This window comes from Streptomyces sp. NPDC028635, from assembly GCF_040637635.1.
In the GTDB taxonomy this organism is placed as follows: domain Bacteria; phylum Actinomycetota; class Actinomycetes; order Streptomycetales; family Streptomycetaceae; genus Streptomyces.
Map to the genome: position 1 here is coordinate 216,146 of NZ_JBEZWX010000003.1, position 19,077 is coordinate 235,222.

General features: G+C 73.2%; 12 protein-coding genes. All 12 read right to left on the reverse strand.

Going from position 1 to position 19,077, the window contains the following annotated elements; all coding sequences use genetic code 11:
- Positions 1–116: 116 nt before the first annotated feature.
- The 12 genes from AB0E88_RS05120 to AB0E88_RS05175 all read right to left on the reverse strand — a co-directional run bounded on the left by AB0E88_RS05120 (position 117) and on the right by AB0E88_RS05175 (position 19,038).
- Complete coding sequence (locus AB0E88_RS05120) at positions 117–2,540, reverse strand: prolyl oligopeptidase family serine peptidase (protein ID WP_361623972.1); 2,424 nt, start codon at positions 2,538–2,540, stop codon at positions 117–119.
- On the reverse strand, positions 2,516–4,297 hold the full coding sequence (locus AB0E88_RS05125; protein ID WP_361623975.1) for an N-acetylglutaminylglutamine amidotransferase: 1,782 nt from the start codon (positions 4,295–4,297) through the stop codon (positions 2,516–2,518). The genes AB0E88_RS05120 and AB0E88_RS05125 overlap by 25 nt, the downstream gene beginning before the upstream one ends.
- A 391-nt stretch (positions 4,298–4,688) precedes the next feature.
- Positions 4,689–7,070: a glycoside hydrolase family 3 N-terminal domain-containing protein gene (locus AB0E88_RS05130; RefSeq protein WP_361623978.1), complete on the reverse strand. Its 2,382-nt coding sequence runs from the start codon at positions 7,068–7,070 to the stop codon at positions 4,689–4,691.
- Positions 7,067–7,885, reverse strand: a complete 819-nt coding sequence (locus tag AB0E88_RS05135) for a carbohydrate ABC transporter permease (RefSeq protein ID WP_361623981.1) — start codon at positions 7,883–7,885, stop codon at positions 7,067–7,069. Before AB0E88_RS05135 ends, AB0E88_RS05130 begins: the two co-directional genes overlap by 4 nt.
- Positions 7,882–8,841, reverse strand: coding sequence for a sugar ABC transporter permease (locus tag AB0E88_RS05140; protein WP_361623984.1), 960 nt, complete (start codon positions 8,839–8,841; stop codon positions 7,882–7,884). Before AB0E88_RS05140 ends, AB0E88_RS05135 begins: the two co-directional genes overlap by 4 nt.
- Positions 8,842–8,849: 8 nt before the next feature.
- Positions 8,850–10,136, reverse strand: coding sequence for an extracellular solute-binding protein (locus AB0E88_RS05145; protein ID WP_361624367.1), 1,287 nt, complete (start codon positions 10,134–10,136; stop codon positions 8,850–8,852).
- 235 nt (positions 10,137–10,371) lie between these two features.
- Complete coding sequence (locus AB0E88_RS05150; RefSeq protein ID WP_361623987.1) at positions 10,372–11,586, reverse strand: cation:proton antiporter; 1,215 nt, start codon at positions 11,584–11,586, stop codon at positions 10,372–10,374.
- A 136-nt stretch (positions 11,587–11,722) separates the two neighbouring features.
- Positions 11,723–12,661, reverse strand: a complete 939-nt coding sequence (locus AB0E88_RS05155; protein WP_361623990.1) for a UTP--glucose-1-phosphate uridylyltransferase — start codon at positions 12,659–12,661, stop codon at positions 11,723–11,725.
- Positions 12,662–12,840: 179 nt separating this feature from the next.
- Positions 12,841–14,061, reverse strand: coding sequence for a GNAT family N-acetyltransferase (locus AB0E88_RS05160; protein WP_361623993.1), 1,221 nt, complete (start codon positions 14,059–14,061; stop codon positions 12,841–12,843).
- Between the two features lie 143 nt (positions 14,062–14,204).
- Positions 14,205–15,494: a cupin gene (locus AB0E88_RS05165; RefSeq protein ID WP_361623996.1), complete on the reverse strand. Its 1,290-nt coding sequence runs from the start codon at positions 15,492–15,494 to the stop codon at positions 14,205–14,207.
- Entirely contained in the window at positions 15,491–16,675 is a 1,185-nt protein-coding gene (locus AB0E88_RS05170) for a hypothetical protein (protein WP_361623999.1), read from the reverse strand. The genes AB0E88_RS05165 and AB0E88_RS05170 overlap by 4 nt, the downstream gene beginning before the upstream one ends.
- Positions 16,672–19,038, reverse strand: coding sequence for a DUF4135 domain-containing protein (locus AB0E88_RS05175; RefSeq protein WP_361624002.1), 2,367 nt, complete (start codon positions 19,036–19,038; stop codon positions 16,672–16,674). The genes AB0E88_RS05170 and AB0E88_RS05175 overlap by 4 nt, the downstream gene beginning before the upstream one ends.
- Positions 19,039–19,077: the final 39 nt, after the last annotated feature.

Consider the following 19,077-nt stretch of genomic DNA (forward strand, 5'->3'; position numbering starts at 1 on the left):
GTTCGGGCTCGTGCCGTGCCGGGCATCCGGCGCACCACCGGTGTTCGTGGTCGGCGGATGCACGCGCCATGTCCGTAGGGTCAGGTACCCCACAGATCCGGACATGGGCGGGACGGTCAGCCGCTCGCCGGCCGGTCGACGAGGTGGCGCTGCAGCCAGTCCGCCGCGGCGCGGCGGAACAGGCGGCGGTTGTCGGCGCGCAGGAAGTCGTGGCCCTCGTTGCGCAGGGTGAGCAGCTCGGCCGTCCGGCCGCGTTCCCGCGCCGCCCGCACGAACTGCTCCGACTCGCGCGGCGGGACATTGGTGTCGTACTCCCCGTGGACGGCGAGCACGGGAACGCGCAGGGCGTCGATCCGGGTCATGGGCGACAGCGCCCGCAGCAGTTCGCTGTCGCGCTCCGGATGCCCGTACTTGTGGGCCGCGGACTGCGCGATCCAGGGTTCGGTGCCCTCGAAGAACGTCGCGAAGTCGGACATGCCGCAGACCGCCACCCCGGTCCGGAACAGCTCGGGATGCCGGACGAGGGAGGCGAACGTGAGGTAGCCGCCGTAGGAGCGGCCCATCACGGCCAGCCGCGCGGGATCGGCGGGGCCCGCCAGTACGGCGTGGGCGGCGCAGTCGGCCACGTCGTCGAGTGCGGCGAACCGGCCCCGGCCGAGGTCGGCGTCCACGAACGAGCGTCCGTGCCCGGAGGAGCCGCGCACGTCGGGCGCGAAGATGTCGAGCCCCCGCCCGAGGATCTCGTGGTACAGCGGGTTGAAGACGGGACGTTCCTGTTCCTCGGGGCCGCCGTGCAGATGGATCACGCAGGGAGCGGGTTCGCCGGGGCCACGTCCCGGCGCGCGGTAGTACCAGCCGTGCAGCGTCAGCCCGTCCCGTGCGGTCACGTCCACCGGCACCGGCCGCACGGGCGGACGGCCCGGCAGCACGGCGTCCTCGTCCCTCGACGACCACGGCGTGCGGAGGAGTTCGACACCGGAGGACAGCCACCACACGCCGGGGCGGCGCTGCGATCCGGACAGGGCCAGCAGCAGCCGCCCCCGGCCCGCACCGACGATGCGGGTGACGACTTCGTGCGGCAGCGGCACGGGATGGGGCGCGCCGACACCGCCCACGAGCGTGCCGGAGGGAGCCAGGTCGACGATCTCCGTCTCGCTCGCCCCCCGGACGTTCCAGGCCAGTGCCGCGGTGTGACCGTCGTCGGCGAAGGCCAGCAGCTCGAGTTCCGCTCCCTCTCGCTCGACCGCGGCGGACCAGGCGTGGGGACGGCCCTCGTCGTCGAGGCGTGCGGTGATCAGGGCCGCGAACTCGCGCTGGGCGTCGCTGCGCAGCCACAGCGTGTCTGCCCGGGGCGAGAACCGGCCGATCCACGGGTCGCCGTCGGCCACGGGCACGACGCACGTCGTGGCGAGATCCGTCGTGCGGACGACCACCGCCTCACGCCGACCGCGCGGTCCGCGGCGCAACAGGGCCAGCCTGCCGTCCGGGCTGAGGTCGCACACGCGCAGCGTCGCCGCGTCCCGCTCGGTGGCCAGCAGGACGGGGGCGGCCGCGCCGTCGGGGTCGATCAGATACGCCGACAGCCCGTCACCGAACCCGGCCGTCGGCGCGAGCAGGGGTGCGATGGACGGATGCCGGGTCTCGGCGGGCGCCGCGCCTTCGGCGGGCGGGCTCGTCCTCGGCTCCGTCGTGGTGAGCGGGGCCGGGCCGAGGAGTACGGCGTCGCCGCCACGGCCCGACCAGCCGGGCGGCAGTCCGCTGCCGGGGCCGCCGGCTGCGGCCGGCGCCTGGACGGCCGCGTCCGGCGGCGGACCGGCGGGGACGGCCACCGTCACCGCTACGGCCGATCCGTCGTGCGCCCAGCAGCCCAGGTAGGCCGTGGTGCCGGGTTCGGCTCCGGCCAGGATGCGGCGGTCGGTGCCGTCGGGTCGTACGCACAGCACCCGTGAGTGCTCGCCGCCGCCGGGGGCGGTGGTGTAGGCGATCCAGCGGCCGTCGGGCGACCAGGACACCTCGCGGACGGGGTCGGGTCCGGCGTCGAGGAGCCGTACCTCGCCGCCGTCGACGGGCCCCGCCCACAACTGCGGCACTCCTCCCCGGTCGCAGATGAAGGCCACCTGCTTGCCGGCGGGATCGGCCGACGGGTACCAGCAACCGTGCGCGGTGAGCCGCGTCGTGCCCTCGCGCGGGCCCGAGGCGTCGGTGAGGGGCACATGGGCGGGGGCGGCGTACGGCACGCCGCTCTCCCCGTCCGGGTCCGGGGCGGCGAACGACAGGCCGGGCCGCTTCGGATCTCCGAAGGTCCGCGGGGCCGTGAACGCCTGCGCGCCCGTGAAGGCCTGCGGGCTCGCGGAGGACTGCGGGCTCTCAGAGGACTGCGGGGCCGCGAAGGCCTGCGGCTCCGCGAAGTGCTGCGGGTCCGTGAAAGCCTGCGGGCCCGTGAAGGTCCGCGGGGGGACCCGCCCGTGCGGATCGGGGGCCGGCCTCGGGGCGCCGTCGGTGATGCGTTCGCCGGTCATATTCCGTGCGTCTGAAGCCATGTCTCCAGCAGAGCCACCTGCCACAGGGCGTTCGCCCCGCGCCTGGTCCGGTGTTCTTCGGGGGCCGCCAGCAGTTCGGCGACGTACGCGTCCTGGAAGAGTCCGCGCCGCCGAGCCTCCGGGGCCCGGAGGGTGTCGCGGACCCGCTCCAGGACGGGCCCGGCCATATGGGTGATCGCCGGGACGGGGAAGTAGCCCTTGGGCCGGTCGATCACCTCGTGGGGCAGCAGCTTGCGGCCCGCTTCCTTCAGCACGCCCTTGCCGCCGTCGGCCAGTTTCAGCTCCGGCGGGCAGGCGGCCGCCAGTTCCACGAGTTCATGGTCCAGGAAGGGCACGCGGGCCTCCAGGCCCCAGTCCATGGTCATGTTGTCGACCCGTTTCACCGGATCGTCGACGAGCATGACGTGGGTGTCCAGTCGCAGGGCGGCGTCCAGCGCCGTGTCCGCCCCGGGCGCCGCCATGTGCTCCCGGACGAAGCGGCCGGAGACGTCGTCCGGCGGGAGCATGTCCGGTTGCAGGATGCGGGCGAGGTCCGCGTGGGGGCGGTCGAAATACGTCTCCGCGTACCGGTCGGCCGCGCCGGCCCGGTCCACGGCGGCCAGCTGCGGATACCAGTGGTAACCCGCGAAGACCTCGTCCGCTCCCTGCCCGCTCTGGACGACCTTCACCTCCTTGGCCACCTGTTCGGACAGCAGGTGGAACGCGACGACGTCATGGCTGATCATCGGCTCGCTCATCGCCGCGATCGCCCCGTCGAGGGCCGTCGAGACACGTGCGGAGGGCACCCGCAGCCGGTGGTGGTCGGTGGCGAACTCCCGGGCGACGAGATCGGAGTACGGGAACTCGTCCCCGTCCGTGCCGCCCTCCGAGTCGAAGCCCACGCTGAACGTCGCCAGGTCCCGCTGGCCCTCGTCGGCCAGCAGCGCGACGATCAGACTCGAGTCCAGGCCACCGGAGAGCAGGACCCCGACCGGCACGTCGGCGACCATCCGCCGGCGCACGGCGGTGCGCAGGGCGTCGAGCACCGCGTCGCGCCACTCGTCCGGCCCCATGTCCGCGTACTCGGGACGGCGGGTGTACGACGGCTGCCAGTAGCGGTGGTCCCGGTGGCTGCCGTCCGGCTCGACCACGCGTACGGTGGCCGGCGGCAGCTTGCGCACACCCTTCAGCACGGTGTGGGGCGCGGCCACCGTCGCGTGCCAGCTGAGGTACTGGTGGACGGCCACCGGATCCAGCGAGGTGTCGACGTCGCCGGCCGCGAGCAGGGCGGGGAGCGACGAGGCGAACCGCAGGCGCCCGGGAGTCCGGGCCAGATAGAGCGGCTTGATGCCCAGCCGGTCGCGCCCCATGATCAGCCGGCCGGTCCGGTGCTCGGCGAGCACGAAGGCGAACATCCCGTGGAAGTGGTCGACGCAGTCGGTCCCCCACTGCCGGTACGCCTTGAGGACGACCTCCGTGTCGGAGGTCGACTCGAATCGGTGTCCGAGATCGAGCAGTTCCTCGCGCAGCGCCCGGTAGTTGTAGATGCATCCGTTGAACACGCCGGTGACCTGCTGTTCTGCGTCGGTCATCGGCTGCGCGCCGAGCTCGGACAGGTCGATGATCTTCAGTCGCCGGTGGGCCAGCGCCACGGGGCCGTGGGACCATACTCCCTGGCCGTCGGGGCCGCGGGCGGCGAGCTGGTCACTCATACGCCGGACGGCCGCGAGATCGGGCCGTTCACCGTCGAAACGTATCTCTCCGCTCAGGCCGCACATCACGCACCACCTCCCCGGCGTGCGATCAGTACCTGGGCCTGGGTGGTCGACATGTACTGCTTCACCTCACGAAAACGCACCGCTACGAACCACCCAACACAGGGTTCCCAGGTGCCCGGCGAATACGCATGGGCCGCGTCGGTGCCCCCGACGAGCCGCAGGTGAGCGGCGCGCTTGGGAGTGGCACACCGGTGGAGTCGCAGAACACCCGACCGTGGCATGCCGGCGCCGTCGGCACCTGGCCGCGGGCGACCGCGAAGCAGCACACACGCGGCCGGGCACGGGCCCTTCAGGGTCCGCGACCGGCCGTGCTCGGCCCGGCCGGGGAGCGGGCCGAGCACGGCCGGGGAGCGGGCCACGGCACCGGTCCCCCGCCGGTCGTGCGGGCGGGTCATGCGCCGGTGGGTGCCTCCTCGCCGAAGCGGGCGTGCATCCGCCGCGTGTGGTCCACGTGCCGTGCCGGGCCGGTCAACCGCACCGTCGCCGTCAGGCGTGTGTCGGTGCTGGAGGCCGACAGCCGCAGCTCCAGCGCGCCCGGTTCCACGACGCGCCGTCCGTCACGGCCGGTGAAGGAGGCGAGGTCGGCCGGGACGGTGACGCGCAGCCGACGGGACTCGCCCGGGGCCAGCGGGACGCGGGTGTAGCCGATGAGCCGCTGCACCGGCTGGACCACGGAGGCGACCGGGTCGTGCAGATACAGCTGGACGACCTCGGTGCCGGGCCGCTCCCCCGTGTTGCGCACGGTGAACGCGAGGGAGAACTCCCCGCCGGTGTCCGCCTCGGGCGAGTCCACCGTCAGACCGTCCCAGCGGAAGGACGTGTACGACAGGCCGTGTCCGAAGGCGAACGCCGCGGTGGGATCGACGTTGGACACGTCGCTGGCCTGGGCGAGCCGGGCACCGAGATAGGTGGCGGGCTGCGCGCCGGTGCCGCGGGGCACGCTGACGGGCAGCCGTCCGCAGGGTCCGGTACGGCCGCTCAGCACACCGGCGAGGGCGGTGGTCCCCTCGACGCCGGGGAAGAAGGACTGCACGATCGCCGCGGCCTCGTCCACCGCACGGCCCAGGGCGTAGGGGCGGCCGGCGAGCAGGACCGTCACCACCGGGGTGCCGGTGTCGAGCAGCGCGTCGAGCAGCTGCTGCTGGGCCCCGGGCAGGGCCAGTGACTCGGTGTCGCAGCCCTCGCCGCTGGTGCCCCGGCCGAAGAGGCCGGCCCGGTCACCGAGCGCGGCGACGACGACGTCGGCGTCGCCCGCGGCGCGTACCGCCTCGGCGATGCCGGAGACGTCGCCGTCGTCCACGCCGGTGCCCCGCACGAGGGTGATCCAGGCCTCGGGGAACTCGCGGCGTACGGCGTCGTACAGCGTGGGCAGGTCGATGCCGGGCGGCGTGTCCGGGTGGTGGACGCCGACGTGCTGGGGGAAGGAGTAGCAGCCCAGGACGGCCGAGGGCGCGTCGGCGTTGGGGCCGACGAGGGCGATGCGGCGCGGTGCGGTCAGCGGCAGGGTGCCGTCGTTGGCGAGGAGCACGACCGCTTCCTCGGCCACCGTGCGGGCCAGCTCGCGGTTGACGGGCGTGTCCAGGTCGACGGTGCCGCGCAGGGCGTCCGGGTCGTCCAGCTCGGCGCCGTCGAGCGCGGCCGGGACCGGGCTCCAGCCGGCGTCCAGCAGACCCAGCCGCGCCTTCTGGGTGAGCACCCGGCGCAGTGCGCGGTCGATGAGTGACTCCGGCACCCGGCCCGCCGAGACGGCCTCGAGCAGCGGCTCGCCGAAGGTCTTCACGGTGGGCAGTTCGACGTCGACGCCGGCGCGCAGGGCGGTGCCGGCCGCCTCGGACCAGTCGTCCGCGACCCCGTGCAGGATCTTGAGGAAGCCGATGCCGAAGTAGTCGGCGACGACCGTGCCGTCGAAGCCCCAGGTGTCGCGCAGCAGCCCGGTGAGGAGGTCCTCGTCGGCGGCCGACGGCATGCCGTCGGTGTCGGTGTAGGCGTGCATGACGGAGCCGGCCGCGCCCTCGGTCACAGCCATCTCGAAGGGGGGCAGGACGATGTCGGCCCGTTCCCTCGGGCCCATGCCCACGGGTGCGAGGTTGCGGCCGGCGCGCGAGGCGGAGTACCCGGCGAAGTGCTTGAGGGTGGCGACGACACCGGCGGACTGCAGGCCCTGGACATAGGCGGTGCCGATGCTGCCGACGAGGTAGGGGTCCTCGCCGATGGTCTCCTCCACGCGTCCCCAGCGGGCGTCCCGCACCACGTCGAGCACGGGTGCGAGGCCCTGGTGGACACCGACGGACCGCATGTCGCGGCCGATGGCGGCGGCCATACGGCGGATCAGGCCGGGATCGAAGGTGGCACCCCAGGACAGGGGGACGGGATAGGCGGTCGCGCCCCAGGTGGCGAATCCGGCCAGGCACTCCTCGTGTGCCAGGGCGGGGATCCGGAAGCGGTTCCCGGCCGTGATCCGGGCCTGGGTGCGCAGCAGGGACAGCGCGCCGAGGGCGGGGTCGACGGGGGCGGTGCCGAAGGGCCGGGTGAGCTGTCCCAGGCCGGCCGGGAGGAGCGCGTCGAGGTCGACGGCCTCCTCCATGTCGTGCTGGTGCGGGGCGACTTCGCCGCCCTCGTCGGAGGCGCCGACCCAGACGCCGAACAGCTGGGCGATCTTCTCCTTCAGGGTCATGGCCTCGATCAGCGCGGACACCCGGGTGCCGGTGTCCTGGGCCGGGTCGTTCCAGAGGGGGACTTCGGGGGTGGTCTCTACGGCCACGTTGGCGGTCACTTTCCTCCCACGCCCATCAGGCCCTGTACGAGGGCCCGGCGGGCGAACAGGTAGACGAGCAGGACGGGCACCATGGACAGCGTCACCGCGCCGAGCAGGCCGGGGATGTCGACGCCGTGCTCGGTCTGGAAGTTGTACAGACCGAGGGTGATCACCTTGGTGTTGTCGGACTGGGTCAGCACGAGCGGGAACAGGAAGCCGTTCCACGCCTGGAGCGCGGAGAACACCACGATGGTGGACAGGCCGCCGCGGCAGAGCGGGACGACGAGCTGGAAGAACATCCGGCGCGGAGTCGCGCCGTCCACGGTCATGGCCTCGAACAGCTCCGGGGAGATGTCGCGCATGGCGCCGCTGAGGATGAGCGCCGACATCGGCAGGCAGAACGCCGCGGTGGGCAGGATGACCCCCAGCAGGTTGTCGTACAGGCCCGCCTCGCTGATCAGGTAGAACATCGGGACGATCACGGCCTGGGCGGGGATGGCGAGGCCCAGCAGGAAGAGCCGGAAGACGTGCGAGGTGACGCGGCTGCGGCTGCGCACGATCGCATAGGCCAGCGGCGGGACGAGCAGCAGGACGACGGCCACCACGCAGACGGTCACGAGGATGGTGTTGAGGAAGTACCGGCCGAAGCCCGAGTCGAACGCCCCGGTGTAGTTGTCCAGGGTGAAGTCGCCGGGGAAGGACACCGGTCCGTTCTTCGCGTAGTCCTGCCGGGTGCGCAGCGTCGCCGACAGCATCACGTACAGCGGCAGGCCCACGAGGACCAGCCAGACGATCGAGCCCGCTCCGGCGAGGTGGTTGGGGCGGCGCCTCATGACACGCCCTCCATGGTGCTGCGCATCTTGTCGTAGCCGGAGACGCGCACGACGACCAGCGAGACGACGGTGGCCGCGACCACCAGGCACAGGGCGATGGCCGAGCCGGCGCCGAAGTCGAAGCCCTTGAAGGCCTTTTGGTACATGTAGTAGGCGCTGATCGTGGTGTCGCTGCCGGGTCCGCCCTGGGTGAGGATGAGGACCGTCTCGAAGGTGGTGAGGCCGCCGACGATCATCAGGATCATCGAGGTGATGACCGAGGTGCGCAGCTGCGGCAGGGTGATGTGGAAGAACTGGCGGTAGCGGCCGGCGCCGTCGATCGCGGCCGCCTGGTACAGCACCTGCGGGACGGCACGGGCGGCGCCCTGGTAGATCAGGGTGTGGAACGGGGTGAACTGCCAGGTGCTGACGAACGCCAGCACCCCGATGGCCGTGGTCTGCTTGCCGAACAGGTTCCCGTCGCCGAACAGCCAGGTCATCCGGGCGGGGATGCCGAAGTTGGGGTCGAGGAGCGCCCGCCAGAGCACGGAGACGGCGGTCGAGGACAGCAGCAGCGGGACGAAGTAGATCGCCGACAGCACGGCCCGGTTGCGCTGGTGCCCGGCGGCCCACACGCCGAGCAGGATGCTCAGCGGTGTCTGGAGGGCCACGCCGAGGGCGGTGAGCAGCAGGGTGAGCCAGATGCTCTTGATCATCACGGGGTCGTCGAGGATGCGGGACCAGTTGTCGGTGCCGACGAACGTCGGTGAGCCGAGACCGTTCCAGCTCATGAAGGACAGTACGGCGACCATGATCAGCGGGACGACGGCGAACAGGGCGAAGAACACCGTGGCGGGCAGCGCCCACAGGAAGCCCGGGCGGGTGCCGTGTGCGGCGTGGGCGGCCTCGGGCTGCCGCCGCCGGGGCGCGCGCCGGCCCTCGGCGGCGGGCGGAGCGCTCGTGGTCTGGGTGGTCATGAGCGCGGTCACTCGGTGGGGAGGGCCTGCATGGCCTTGATGAATCCGTCGGTGTCGAGCTGCCCGTTGAAGAACTGCTGGACGGCCTGGTGGATCGGCGTCATCGCGGACGGCGGGTACGCCTGGTCCCAGGACAGCTGGAACGACGTGGCCTTGGCGACCAGGTCGTACTGGAAGCGGGAGTACGCGGGGCTGGCCGAGGTGCCGAGGAACTGCGGGGTGTTGGTGGTGGTCGGCAGGTTGCCGATGGCGAGCTGGGCCTTGACGAACTCGTCGGAGTACATGAGCTTCAGGAAGGCCGCGACGGCCTCGGGGTGCTTGGTCTTCTTCAGCACCGAGTAGAAGTTGTTGGTGTTGCCGACGACGTTGCCCGCGTCGCCCTTGCCGCCGGGGATCGTCGGGAAGGTGGTGTAGCCCAGGCCCTTGGCGGCGAAGTCCGCGGCGTCCTGCTGCTGTTGGGCGTAGTACCAGGAGCCCATCAGCTCGAAGCCGGCCTTCCCGGACGCCACGAGCGCCGGGGAGGCGCCGTTGGTGTACTTCACCGAGTCGTAGTTGGTGCCGAAGGCCCCGGCGTCGACCAGTTGCTTGAGCATGCCGAGGGCCTTCTTGCTGTCCGGGCTCGCCCAGGCGTCCTTGTCCCCGCCGAGGGCCTTCTCGAACAGGCCGGGTCCGGCGACGCGGTCGTAGACGTACTCGAACCACATCAGCGTCGGCCACTGGTCGCCGCCGCCGAGGGCGATCGGTGTGACGCCCTCGCTCTTCAGTTTCCGTACCGCGTCCAGGAGTTCGTCCCAGGTCCTGGGCGGCTGGACGCCCGCCTTGTCGAGCACCTGCTTGTTGTGGAACAGCAGCACGGGCTGGGTGCCGCGCATCGGTATTCCGTAGGGCTTGCCGTCGACGACCGCGCTGTTGAACACCGACGGCAGGAACTTGTCCTTCAGGCCGGGGTCCTGCTTGATGAAGTCGTCCAGCGGCGTCAGCAGGCCCGCCTTGACGAACGGCTGGATGGAGCCGCCGCCCCAGTTGAAGAAGATGTCCGGCGCCTGGGGGGTGTTGATGATCGTCTGCAGCTTCTGCTGGTAGTCCGCGCCGGGGATGGTGTCGAGGACGGCCTTCACGTCCGACGTCTTGTTGAAGGTGTCGACGATCTGCTTCTCGACCTTGTTGCTGGCGTCCCCGTAGACCAGCACATGGATCCTGCCGTCGTTCGCCGATCCCCCGCCGCTGCCGTTTCCGCAGGCCGCGACGGTGCCCACCAGGGCGAGCGTCGCGGCGCAGGCGAGCGTCCGCGCCATCCGTGTACGCATGGTCCTCTGCCTTCCGAAAGTTTCGACGTACATGCCGAAAGTCATGCGGCTGGACAGTAGGGCGGAAGGGAGGACGTGGTCAACGGTCGTGCACGCGCGCAGCCAAACCGTTACCGCGAACGAGGGGCTCTTCTGCGGCGCGCGGCGCCAAGGGAAGCCGGGCCACCTCTGCGGCCGGAGCGGGGAAGGTCGTCACCCAGGAGTCCGACTGTTTCGACGCAGATCAACGGTCGTTCGAAGGCTTCCGCGGGTTCCGTCGGGCGTAGCGACGGGCGATCGGCTCGGCGCTCAGCCCGTGGAGGACGATGCTGGCGAGGACGGTCATCACCATCGCCGGGGAGATGAACTCCGCCTGCCGCGCGGGCAGCTCGACGACCGCGAGCGCCCCGAACACGATCGAAGTCACCCCGCGTGGCCCCATCCACCCCAGGAACAGCCTGTCGGCGAACCCGATGTCGGTGCCCGTCAGGGAGAGCAGCACGGGCACCAGGCGCACCAGCACCACGGCGACGAGTCCGTAGAGCACCACGGCGACGGGCACGTCGCCCCCGAACACCTCGTTGACGATCTGCCCGAAGACGAACCACAGCGCGAGGGAGAGCAGGGTGACCAGGTCGTCGGTCATCTCCACGGCGGTCTCGGGCAGGTGCCGCATCGCCGGGGCGAAGCTGACACCGGCCACGAACGAGGCCACGAACCCGTTGCCGCCCACGGCGCCGGACAGGGTGTACGCGGCGACGGGCACGGCGAACACGCCCAGCCGCACCGCGGTCGGGCGGGTCCACCCGTGCCGCCAGGACCTGCCCAGCAGCCATCCGCTCGTCCCGCCCACCACGACCCCGGTGGCGAGGGCCCACGCCGACGCGACGACCGCCGTCAGCAGCGCGTCGACATAGTCGGTGTGCGTTCCGTGTGCCTCGACGCCCAGAGTGATGCACAGCAGGAACACCGGGGAGAGGATGCCGTCGTTGAGCCCTCCCTCGACGTTCAGCACCTCCCGCAGCCGGCCGGGGATCCGGCGGTCGCGGACGACGGACGCGGTCGGCGCGAGGTCGAGTGGCACGACGACGGTCGCCAGGACGGCGAGCAGCCACAGGGGCTGGGCGGGGAAGAACAGGTACCCGACCGCGAAGGCCGCGCCGAGGGTGAGCGGCAGGGCGATGCCCAGCAGCCGTACGAACAGGCCCCGGTCCCGTCTGATGACCGACAGGGGGACCTCAACGGCGTCGACGAACAGCAGCAGCGCGAGCACGACCTCGACGGCGTGCTCGAACGCCTTCGTGTCGAAGTCGAAGTGCAGCGGCGGATCCGACCCGGCGGTCAGCGCGACGCCGGCCCCGATCATGGCGATGGGCGCGGTGATGCTCCACCGGGAGAGCCGGTGCGCGAGCAGCGACCAGACGAACAGGATTCCCGCGATGACCGCTACGGCGAGCACGGCGCCCCGCCTTCCCAGACTGCACGCTCCGATTCCGCGCAGAGCCTAGGACACGTGATCCACTTCCCGGCCCCGCCACTGCCCGGCACGCACGGAAAACCGCCCGGGCAGTGGCGTCACGACGGGCGCGAGCGGCTCAGGTGGTGGTGCCGGGGTCGGTGCGGGTGGCCGCGTCCAGCCGCCCGACCAGGTCGCGCAGGACGGGGCCGTACTCGGGGTGGGCCAGTGCGTGGGCCATCTGGGCGACGAGGTAGTCGGCCGGGTTCCCGGTGTCGTACCAGGTGCCCCGGATGACCTGCCCGTAGACGGCGCGGTCCGCGGCGTAGGCGTTGATCGCGTCGGTCAGGTAGACCTCGCCGACCGGGCGGCCGCCGTCCCGGGCCTCGTACCAGCGGCGGGTCTGCTCGCGCAGTTCGTCCACGATGCCCGGGGTGACCACGTAGCCGCCGATGGCCGCGAACGCCGAGGGGGCGTCGGCCGGCTCGGGCTTCTCCACCAGGCCGGTGATGCGCACCTGGCCCTGGCCCAGGTCCTCCTTGACGATGGGCACGCCGTAGCGCCGTGAGTCGGCGGGGGCCATGGGCATGAGCGCCAGGACCGGGCAGCCGGTCTGCTCGTAGGCGCGGATCAGCTGCTGGGCGCGCGGCACCTCGGCGACGAACACGTCGTCGGGCCACAGGACGAGGACCGGCTCGTCACCGAAGGCACGGGCGGCGTTGAGGACGGGGGTGCCGTTGCCGTACGGGCCGTGCTGGTCGAGGTAGGTGATGTGGCCCTCGCGGGCCAGCTCGGCGACCTCCTCGACCGCGTCGGCGTACGCCGTCTTGCCGTCGGCCCGCAGCTGCCGCACCAGGGCCGGATTGGGCCGGAAGTGGTCCTGGATCAGGGACTTTCCGCCGGAGACGACGATGGTGATGTCGGTGATCCCGGAGTCCACCAGCTCCCGCACCGTGTGCTCGATGACCGGCTTGTCGCCGACCGGGAGCATCTCCTTGGGGATGGCTTTGGTCAGGGGCAGCAGGCGGGAGCCGAGCCCGGCGGCGGGGATCACGGCCCTGCGGATCGTCGGGGGCATCAGGTCTTCCTCGGTCGGTCGGACGACGCGCCGCGCCGGCCGGCACGGTACATCCCGACGCTACGCCGGAACCGCCCCCGTTTCACCGAACCGGCACCCCCGGCGAGAGATGAGCCGCGACACGCCGGATCGTCCCGGGGTTGCCCTCGCAGAGGTGGGCCCGCGTCCCCGCCCCCGGCTCAGAACCAGTGCACGCAGTGCGGGGGGTGCTCGGTGCGGAAGAGGGTGTCGGCGTGGGTGGGCGCGGCCGGGTGGTGGGCCCGGATGTGGCCGGCGCGTATGAGGGTGCTCGGGGTGGTGCCGCCCAGGTAGAGGGAGCCCAAGTCGGCCACGTCCAGGGTGAGGTCGGGCTCCCGGTCCGTCGGGACGCAGTCGGCCTTGCCGTCCCGGACGGTCAGCAGATGGCGGCCGTGCTCGCCGAGGAACGGGTCCTCCACGTCGAGGACGAGCTCACCGTCGGTGAGCCAGCCGCGTGCGGTCAGCGCGCGCGGGACGTCCAGCAGCCGCACCCAGAGCCAGTCGGTGTCGCCGCTCACCTCGCCGGCCCGGAAGTCCGCGAGCTGCCAGCGCAGCGGGTGGCCGGGCGGGAAGTGCTTGAACACGACCTCGGTGACCAGGTCGTGCGCGAGCAGGAACCGGGCCAGGGCGGTGAAGACGGCGTCGTCGGTGGCGATGGTCTCGTCGACGGTCAGGGTGGCGGGCTCGCCGAGCGCGTAGCTGGCGTAGCCGTCCGGTACGCCGTCGGCGTCGCGGTGCACGGCGACGTAGCGCTGCGCCGGGGACACCGGCGGCTGACCCGCGCCCGACTCCCACCAGCGGTGCGGCCGGGACAGCGCGCCGGGCCGGCTGCGGCGGTACCGGTCGTAGACCTCCTCCAGGAGATCACCGCACTCGGCGCGCCTCAGCACCTCGACCCGGCCGGCGTCCGCGCCGTCGGCCGTCCCTCGCGCCCGGGGCGCGGCGAGGGCGGCCCGGTGACGCGGCACCGTCAGCCGCTGGGTGTAGGTCGCCGGTCCGTACCCGAACCGGCCGTAGATGGGCGCCTCGGAGGCCAGCAGCACGGACAGGAACTCCCCTCGGGCCCGCAGCTCGGCGAGCTGGTGCCGCATCATCGCGCTGAGCACGCCCCGGCGTCGGTGCGAGGGCACCACCCCGACGGCCGTCACCCCGGCGGCGGAGACGACGAAGCCACCGGGCAGGGTGAGCTCGAAGGAGTACGCACCGGCGGTGCCGACGGGCCGCCCGTCCGCCTCCACGGCGAGCAGGTTGCGGTCCATCTCGAGCGCCGACCACCACACGCCGCGGCCCTCTACCGGTGTCTCCGGGAATCGCGCGAAGGCGGCATGGAGCGTGTCGACGAAGACGTCCTGGTCCTGATCGGTCGTGGGACGAATCTCCACAGCTGCCGCGCCCTCCCCCGGGATTTTGGGCACCACGGCTCGTCGTGCCCCGCCACAGTGCAGCGTCGACCCGTGACAGGGGTCAAGCGAATTACGGCCCGTCGCCGGTGGTGGGGCACCGCGGCGCATGCCCCGCCCGCCGGTCACGGCTCCCGGTGCACGGCGCGGAAGGTCTCCAGCACCTGGAGCAGCGTGCGGGTGTCCTCGCGTCGCGTGCCCGGGGCGACCGTGGCCAGCAGGTCACCGACCGGCACCGGCTCGCGTCCGGACAGCGCGTCGGCCAGGCGGCGCACCTCGTGGTGGTCGAGAGGGGTGCGGGTCTCGTGACCGTTCGCCGCGCAGAGGGTGCCGGCGGGCGCGTCCGGGGCCCACCGGATGCGCGCGTGCCGGTCGCCGCGCACCCGGTCGGCGTCCGTGAGGGCGCGGGGGGTGGCGGCGGGCGGTACGGGTTCGAAGCCTCCCGCGGTCCAGCGGCGCAGGGAGAGCACGGTGACGCGGCGGCCCATCGCCACGGGGCCGGCGAACGCGTGCAGGGCGTGCACGGCGGTGGTGAACGCCTCGGGAAGCGCGGGCGCGAGCAAGCCGCCGCGGCCGGGGCCGGGCGCGGTCAGGGCGGCGTCCGGCGTGGCCGCCAGCGTGTCCAGGCCGCCGTGGCCCGCGAGCCGGGCCGGGTCGAGGTCGGCGAGCAGGTCCTCGACTTCGTAGCCCGTGTGGTGCTCGTCCCGGGGCACGCCGACGTTCACGCTGGTCGCGGGGGCGGCTCCGGCGCTCTCGCCGACGTGGTAGTAGTCGGCCGGCCAGTACAGCAGCTCGCCGGGGCCGACGTCGGCGTACAGCGACGCGGCGGTGTGGCGGGCGTAGTCGGTCTTCGTGGACACGGCCTCGTCCCACGGCCTGCCCGGCCAGAACCGCATCCGCTTGCGGCCGCGCAGGCCGAACATGAAGGTGGCGAAGCGGTCCTTGTGCACGCCGACCGGGCTGTGCTCGTACGTGCCGTGGAACAGGGTGGTGATCGCGCCGGTCAACGGCAGGCCGACGGCCCGCCAGAGGGGGTCGAAAAAGGCGCGCTCGCGGCACCACAGCGCGGGGTCGAAGGCGTGGAATCCGTTGACGACCAGGGCGTGCCGGCGGCCGTCCAGACGGGCGGCGAGCCGCGCGTCGTACGCGTCGAAGGAGCCGTCCTCGGCGGTCGGCAACACCCCGTCGGGGGCGTCGCGTTGGACCTGTTCGACGGTGAACTGCACATTGGGCGGCATACGGCCGTCGACGCGCGCCGGACGGCTGCCGGCCACGGCGGCCCGGAACACCTCCGACGCGTCGAAGGGCGCCGGAGTCACGGAACGGAACAGCACCGGGCGCCGGTCCCAGTACCGCTCGACGAGGGTGTCCCAGGAGAACTCCGCCTCGACCGCCAGGATCGCTTCCTCACTCATGCCGTGTCCGTCCTCCCGGCCGTGTCCACGCCCCGCAGGGTGTGCAGTTTCTCCAGCAGGGCGAGGACCTGGTGCTCGCGCCCGGGCCCCGCTGCGGCGCACAGGTCCGCCACCGTGCGGGTGCCGTGCTCCCGCAGCAGGTCCAGGACCCGTTCGCCGAGCGCGCCGCGCAGGGAGAAGGCGTGGCCGTCGACGGCCCAGACGCAGCCCTGGCCCTCGTCGAGGGCCATGCGCACGACGGGCGAGGCGGGCCGCAGACGGTCGCCGGGAGCGAGGCGGACCGGGGGCCGTGGCGCGGGGGCGGGTTCCAGGGCGGCGGCGCTGACCCTGCGGGCCCACAGGACACGCAGGACGACCCCGAGCCGGTCCTCGCCGGTCACCTCGCGCAGAGCGGCCCCCGTCTCCCCCAGTTCGGGCACCTCGGGCGCCCGCGCCTCGTCATCGGAGGGCGGATACGGCAGGTAGGGCACCCGGTCGTGGCCGCGCCGCTCGTGCAGCATCCCGGCGACGACGTCCTTCACGGCCTCGGTCAGCAGACGGGCGTCGGACGGCACCAGCAGCCGCAGCGCCAGGGTCCGCGGACCGTAGCGCAGGGCGTGCGGTCGTCCCGCCGGCCAGTGCAGCAGCTCCCCGGCCCGGGCTGTCGTCGTGGGTCCGTCCTGGTCGCCGGCCGGGACGGCGGTGACGCTGCCGCGCAGCACCCAGACCAGAGCCGCGTGCACCGGCTCCCGCCGCAGGCCGTCGCCGTCCGTGATGCCCTGGCCCAGGGCGAGTTCGGTGACGACCGGCAGCACGGGGTGCCCGATCCGCTCCCACAGGGGTACGACCAGCTCGCGCACCTGGGTCCACAGGGTGTGGTCGAGCAGGAGCGGCTGCTCGACGGCGAGCAGCCGGCCGGTGCCGTTCAGGCGGGCGTCGAGGCGCTCGGCGTACTGCTCGGCCGTGCCGTCCTCGGGGCCGGGCAGCAGGTCGCCCGGGGCCCGGATGCGCCCGCCCTCGACGAGGAACCGCACGTCGGGCAGGGCCCGGAACCGGGTGCCGGCCCGGAACGGGTGCGCCGCCTCGACCATGACCCCGTACGCGCGGTCGGCGCCGAGGGCCCGCGGCCCGCCCGGCGCGGGCAGCACGGCGGGTGCCCGCAGCCAGTGCCGGGCGGCGAAGTCGTCCCAGGCGGCGGTCAACCGCTCGGGGGCAGGTAGCGGCGACGCAGGCGCGCGGCGTAGCGGGCGAGCGGTTCCATCCCCAGGCTGCGGCGCAGTTCGTCCACCCGGTCGGGCTGTTCGATGGGACACGGCTCCAACTGCCCTTCAGCCATGCGGAACTTGGTCCCGTACACCTGCGGCCTGCCTTCACCGACGCGGAGCGCGTCGGTGACGTACGCGACCTGACGCCACGGCAGGTCACCGTCCACGGCGGCCTGTTCGACGAGGTCCAGGCACGCGTGCTGAAAGGCCGACGGCCCTTCCGCGTGCTGGACGAGCCGGCAGGCGGCGGCCGCGGCCGCCGGGCCGACGAGGGCATGTCCCGGCCAGCCGTGCGTCGCCACGACGTCCGCCAGCCAGCGCATGCCCGCCTCGGTCAGGGCACGCAGCCGCTTCTCCGTCTCCTCGTCGGCGAAGCCGGAGGCGACCCAGCGTTCGCGCAGGGCCGCGTCCGTCCGGTCGGTGCGCAGCAGCCGGCGCCGCACCTCCGGCACCGGAGCGGGACGGACGAAGGGCTCCGTGCGGATCCGTACCGTGTCGCCGGCCCAGCTGTACACGATCCGCCGCCCCGCTGCCGCCCAGGTGAAGCGGACCTCGCCGGTGTGGCGGTCGGTGACCTGGACGCGGACGCCGTCGCCGTGGAACGTGCCGGGCCCTGCGGTGTCATGGGCGTAGGCGACGGCGTCGCGCAGTGCCACACCCAGCCCGGCCAGGTCGCGGCCGCGGTCGTCCGCGACGGCCGGGGACGGCGGCCAGGCGGGGTGCGGGTCGCCGGGCAGGGGAAGGTGTGTCGTCTCCTCGGTGCGGAGCAGGGGGCCGCCGTGCGCGGAGCGGAAGAAGTAGGGGACGTCCCCGGCGTCGAGCTGGGTGCTCTCGGCCGGGCCGAATCCGGTGGCGGATCCGGGAGCGGTCGCGGTGAGCCGGTCGGCGAGGGCCTCCGTGTACGCCGCCGTCGGCTTGAGCAGCACGCGCACATACGTGTCCGCCGGGGCCTGGCGGAGGAAGGCGCGGACGCGGTCGTGGTGGCGCGACATCAGCGTCCACGCGTCGAACATGCCGCGCAGGAAGGAGGGCAGGTACGGCCCGTAGCCGGTGCGGCCCCACCTGTCGGACACGACGGTGCGGGAGCCGGCGCGGGTGCAGGGCCGGCGTCGCCGTACGAGCCGCAGGCCTGCGTCGGCGGTCTCGGTGAAGCAGGCCACCGGTCCGTCGACCGTGCACCAGCGGGCTCTGTCCTCCAGTCCGGGGTGATGGTGGTCCCCGGCGGCGGTGTCGGCGACGAGCCCGGTGTCGTACAGGCGCGGCAGCGGCGTGAGGAAGATCTCCAGGTCGACCGGGTGGAACAGGGGCTCGGGGTCCTCCGGCCGGGTCCCGGCCAGGAGGTTGCCCTCGCCGAGGTCGGCGATGCCGAAGCGGAACGCGGCGGCGGCGAGGGAGCCCGCCCGGTGCCAGAACCGTTCCGCCTGCCGGCGTCCGAGGCGGGTGCCGTACAGCCGCCGGGTGGGCACCGAGCGGATCACGCCCCACTGCGCGGGCGGCTCGATCCACTCCTGCCAGGTGTAGTGCCGTCCGTCGGGGCCGGTGCCCGGTGTGCAGCGCAGCACGGGCAGGCGGACGGGGCCGGACGCGGGCGGGAGGCTGTTGAGGAGGGCGAACACGGACGTGTCCGGGGTGAGGAACAGGACTTCGCCGCCTGCCGGGCGTGGCTTGTAGGCGATGCTGCCGCCGCCGCTCAGACGCACCCGCAGCACCCGGCGCCGGCCGTTGTGGGTCTCTCCGTCCTGTGCTTCGATGCCCGTCACCGGCAGCCGCAGCGAAGGCCGGCCGAACCAGGAGGTGCCGGTGGACGGGTCGCCGGAGAGGCCGATGTCCCGGGCGAGGCGCTCCAGGAACCGGTCCAGAAAAGCCGTCCAGCGGGCGCACTCCTCCTCGGCCGGGTAGGCGGCACCCGCGGCGCACGCGGTGAACGCCTCGCTCACCAGCGGCCCGAACAGCGCGCCGGCGGTGACGTCGAGGACGCCCGGGGCGAGCAGCCCGGCGGTGCGGTCCGCGGTACGGGCGGTGGTGCGGCGGCACCAGGCGTCAAGGGTGTCCAGCAGCGTGCCGAGCGGGGCGAAACGGGGCGTGGCGAGCGCCGCCGCCAGCAGTTCGGCGTCCCTCTCACCGGCCGGGAAGCGGTCGTGGGCGAGCAAGCCGTCCTCGAGCGGCCGCAGCACCGGCGGGAACAAGGGGCCGGCGGTGCCCGCCCGCACGGCCTCGATCACCTTGCGGACGGCGGTGCCGTGCACCGGGGCGCTTCCCCGACCGGTCGGCGCGACGGACTCCCACAGGACCTCGGTCATGGCGTCCTTCCTGCGAGGTGCCGTCCCGCCGGAAGCGGG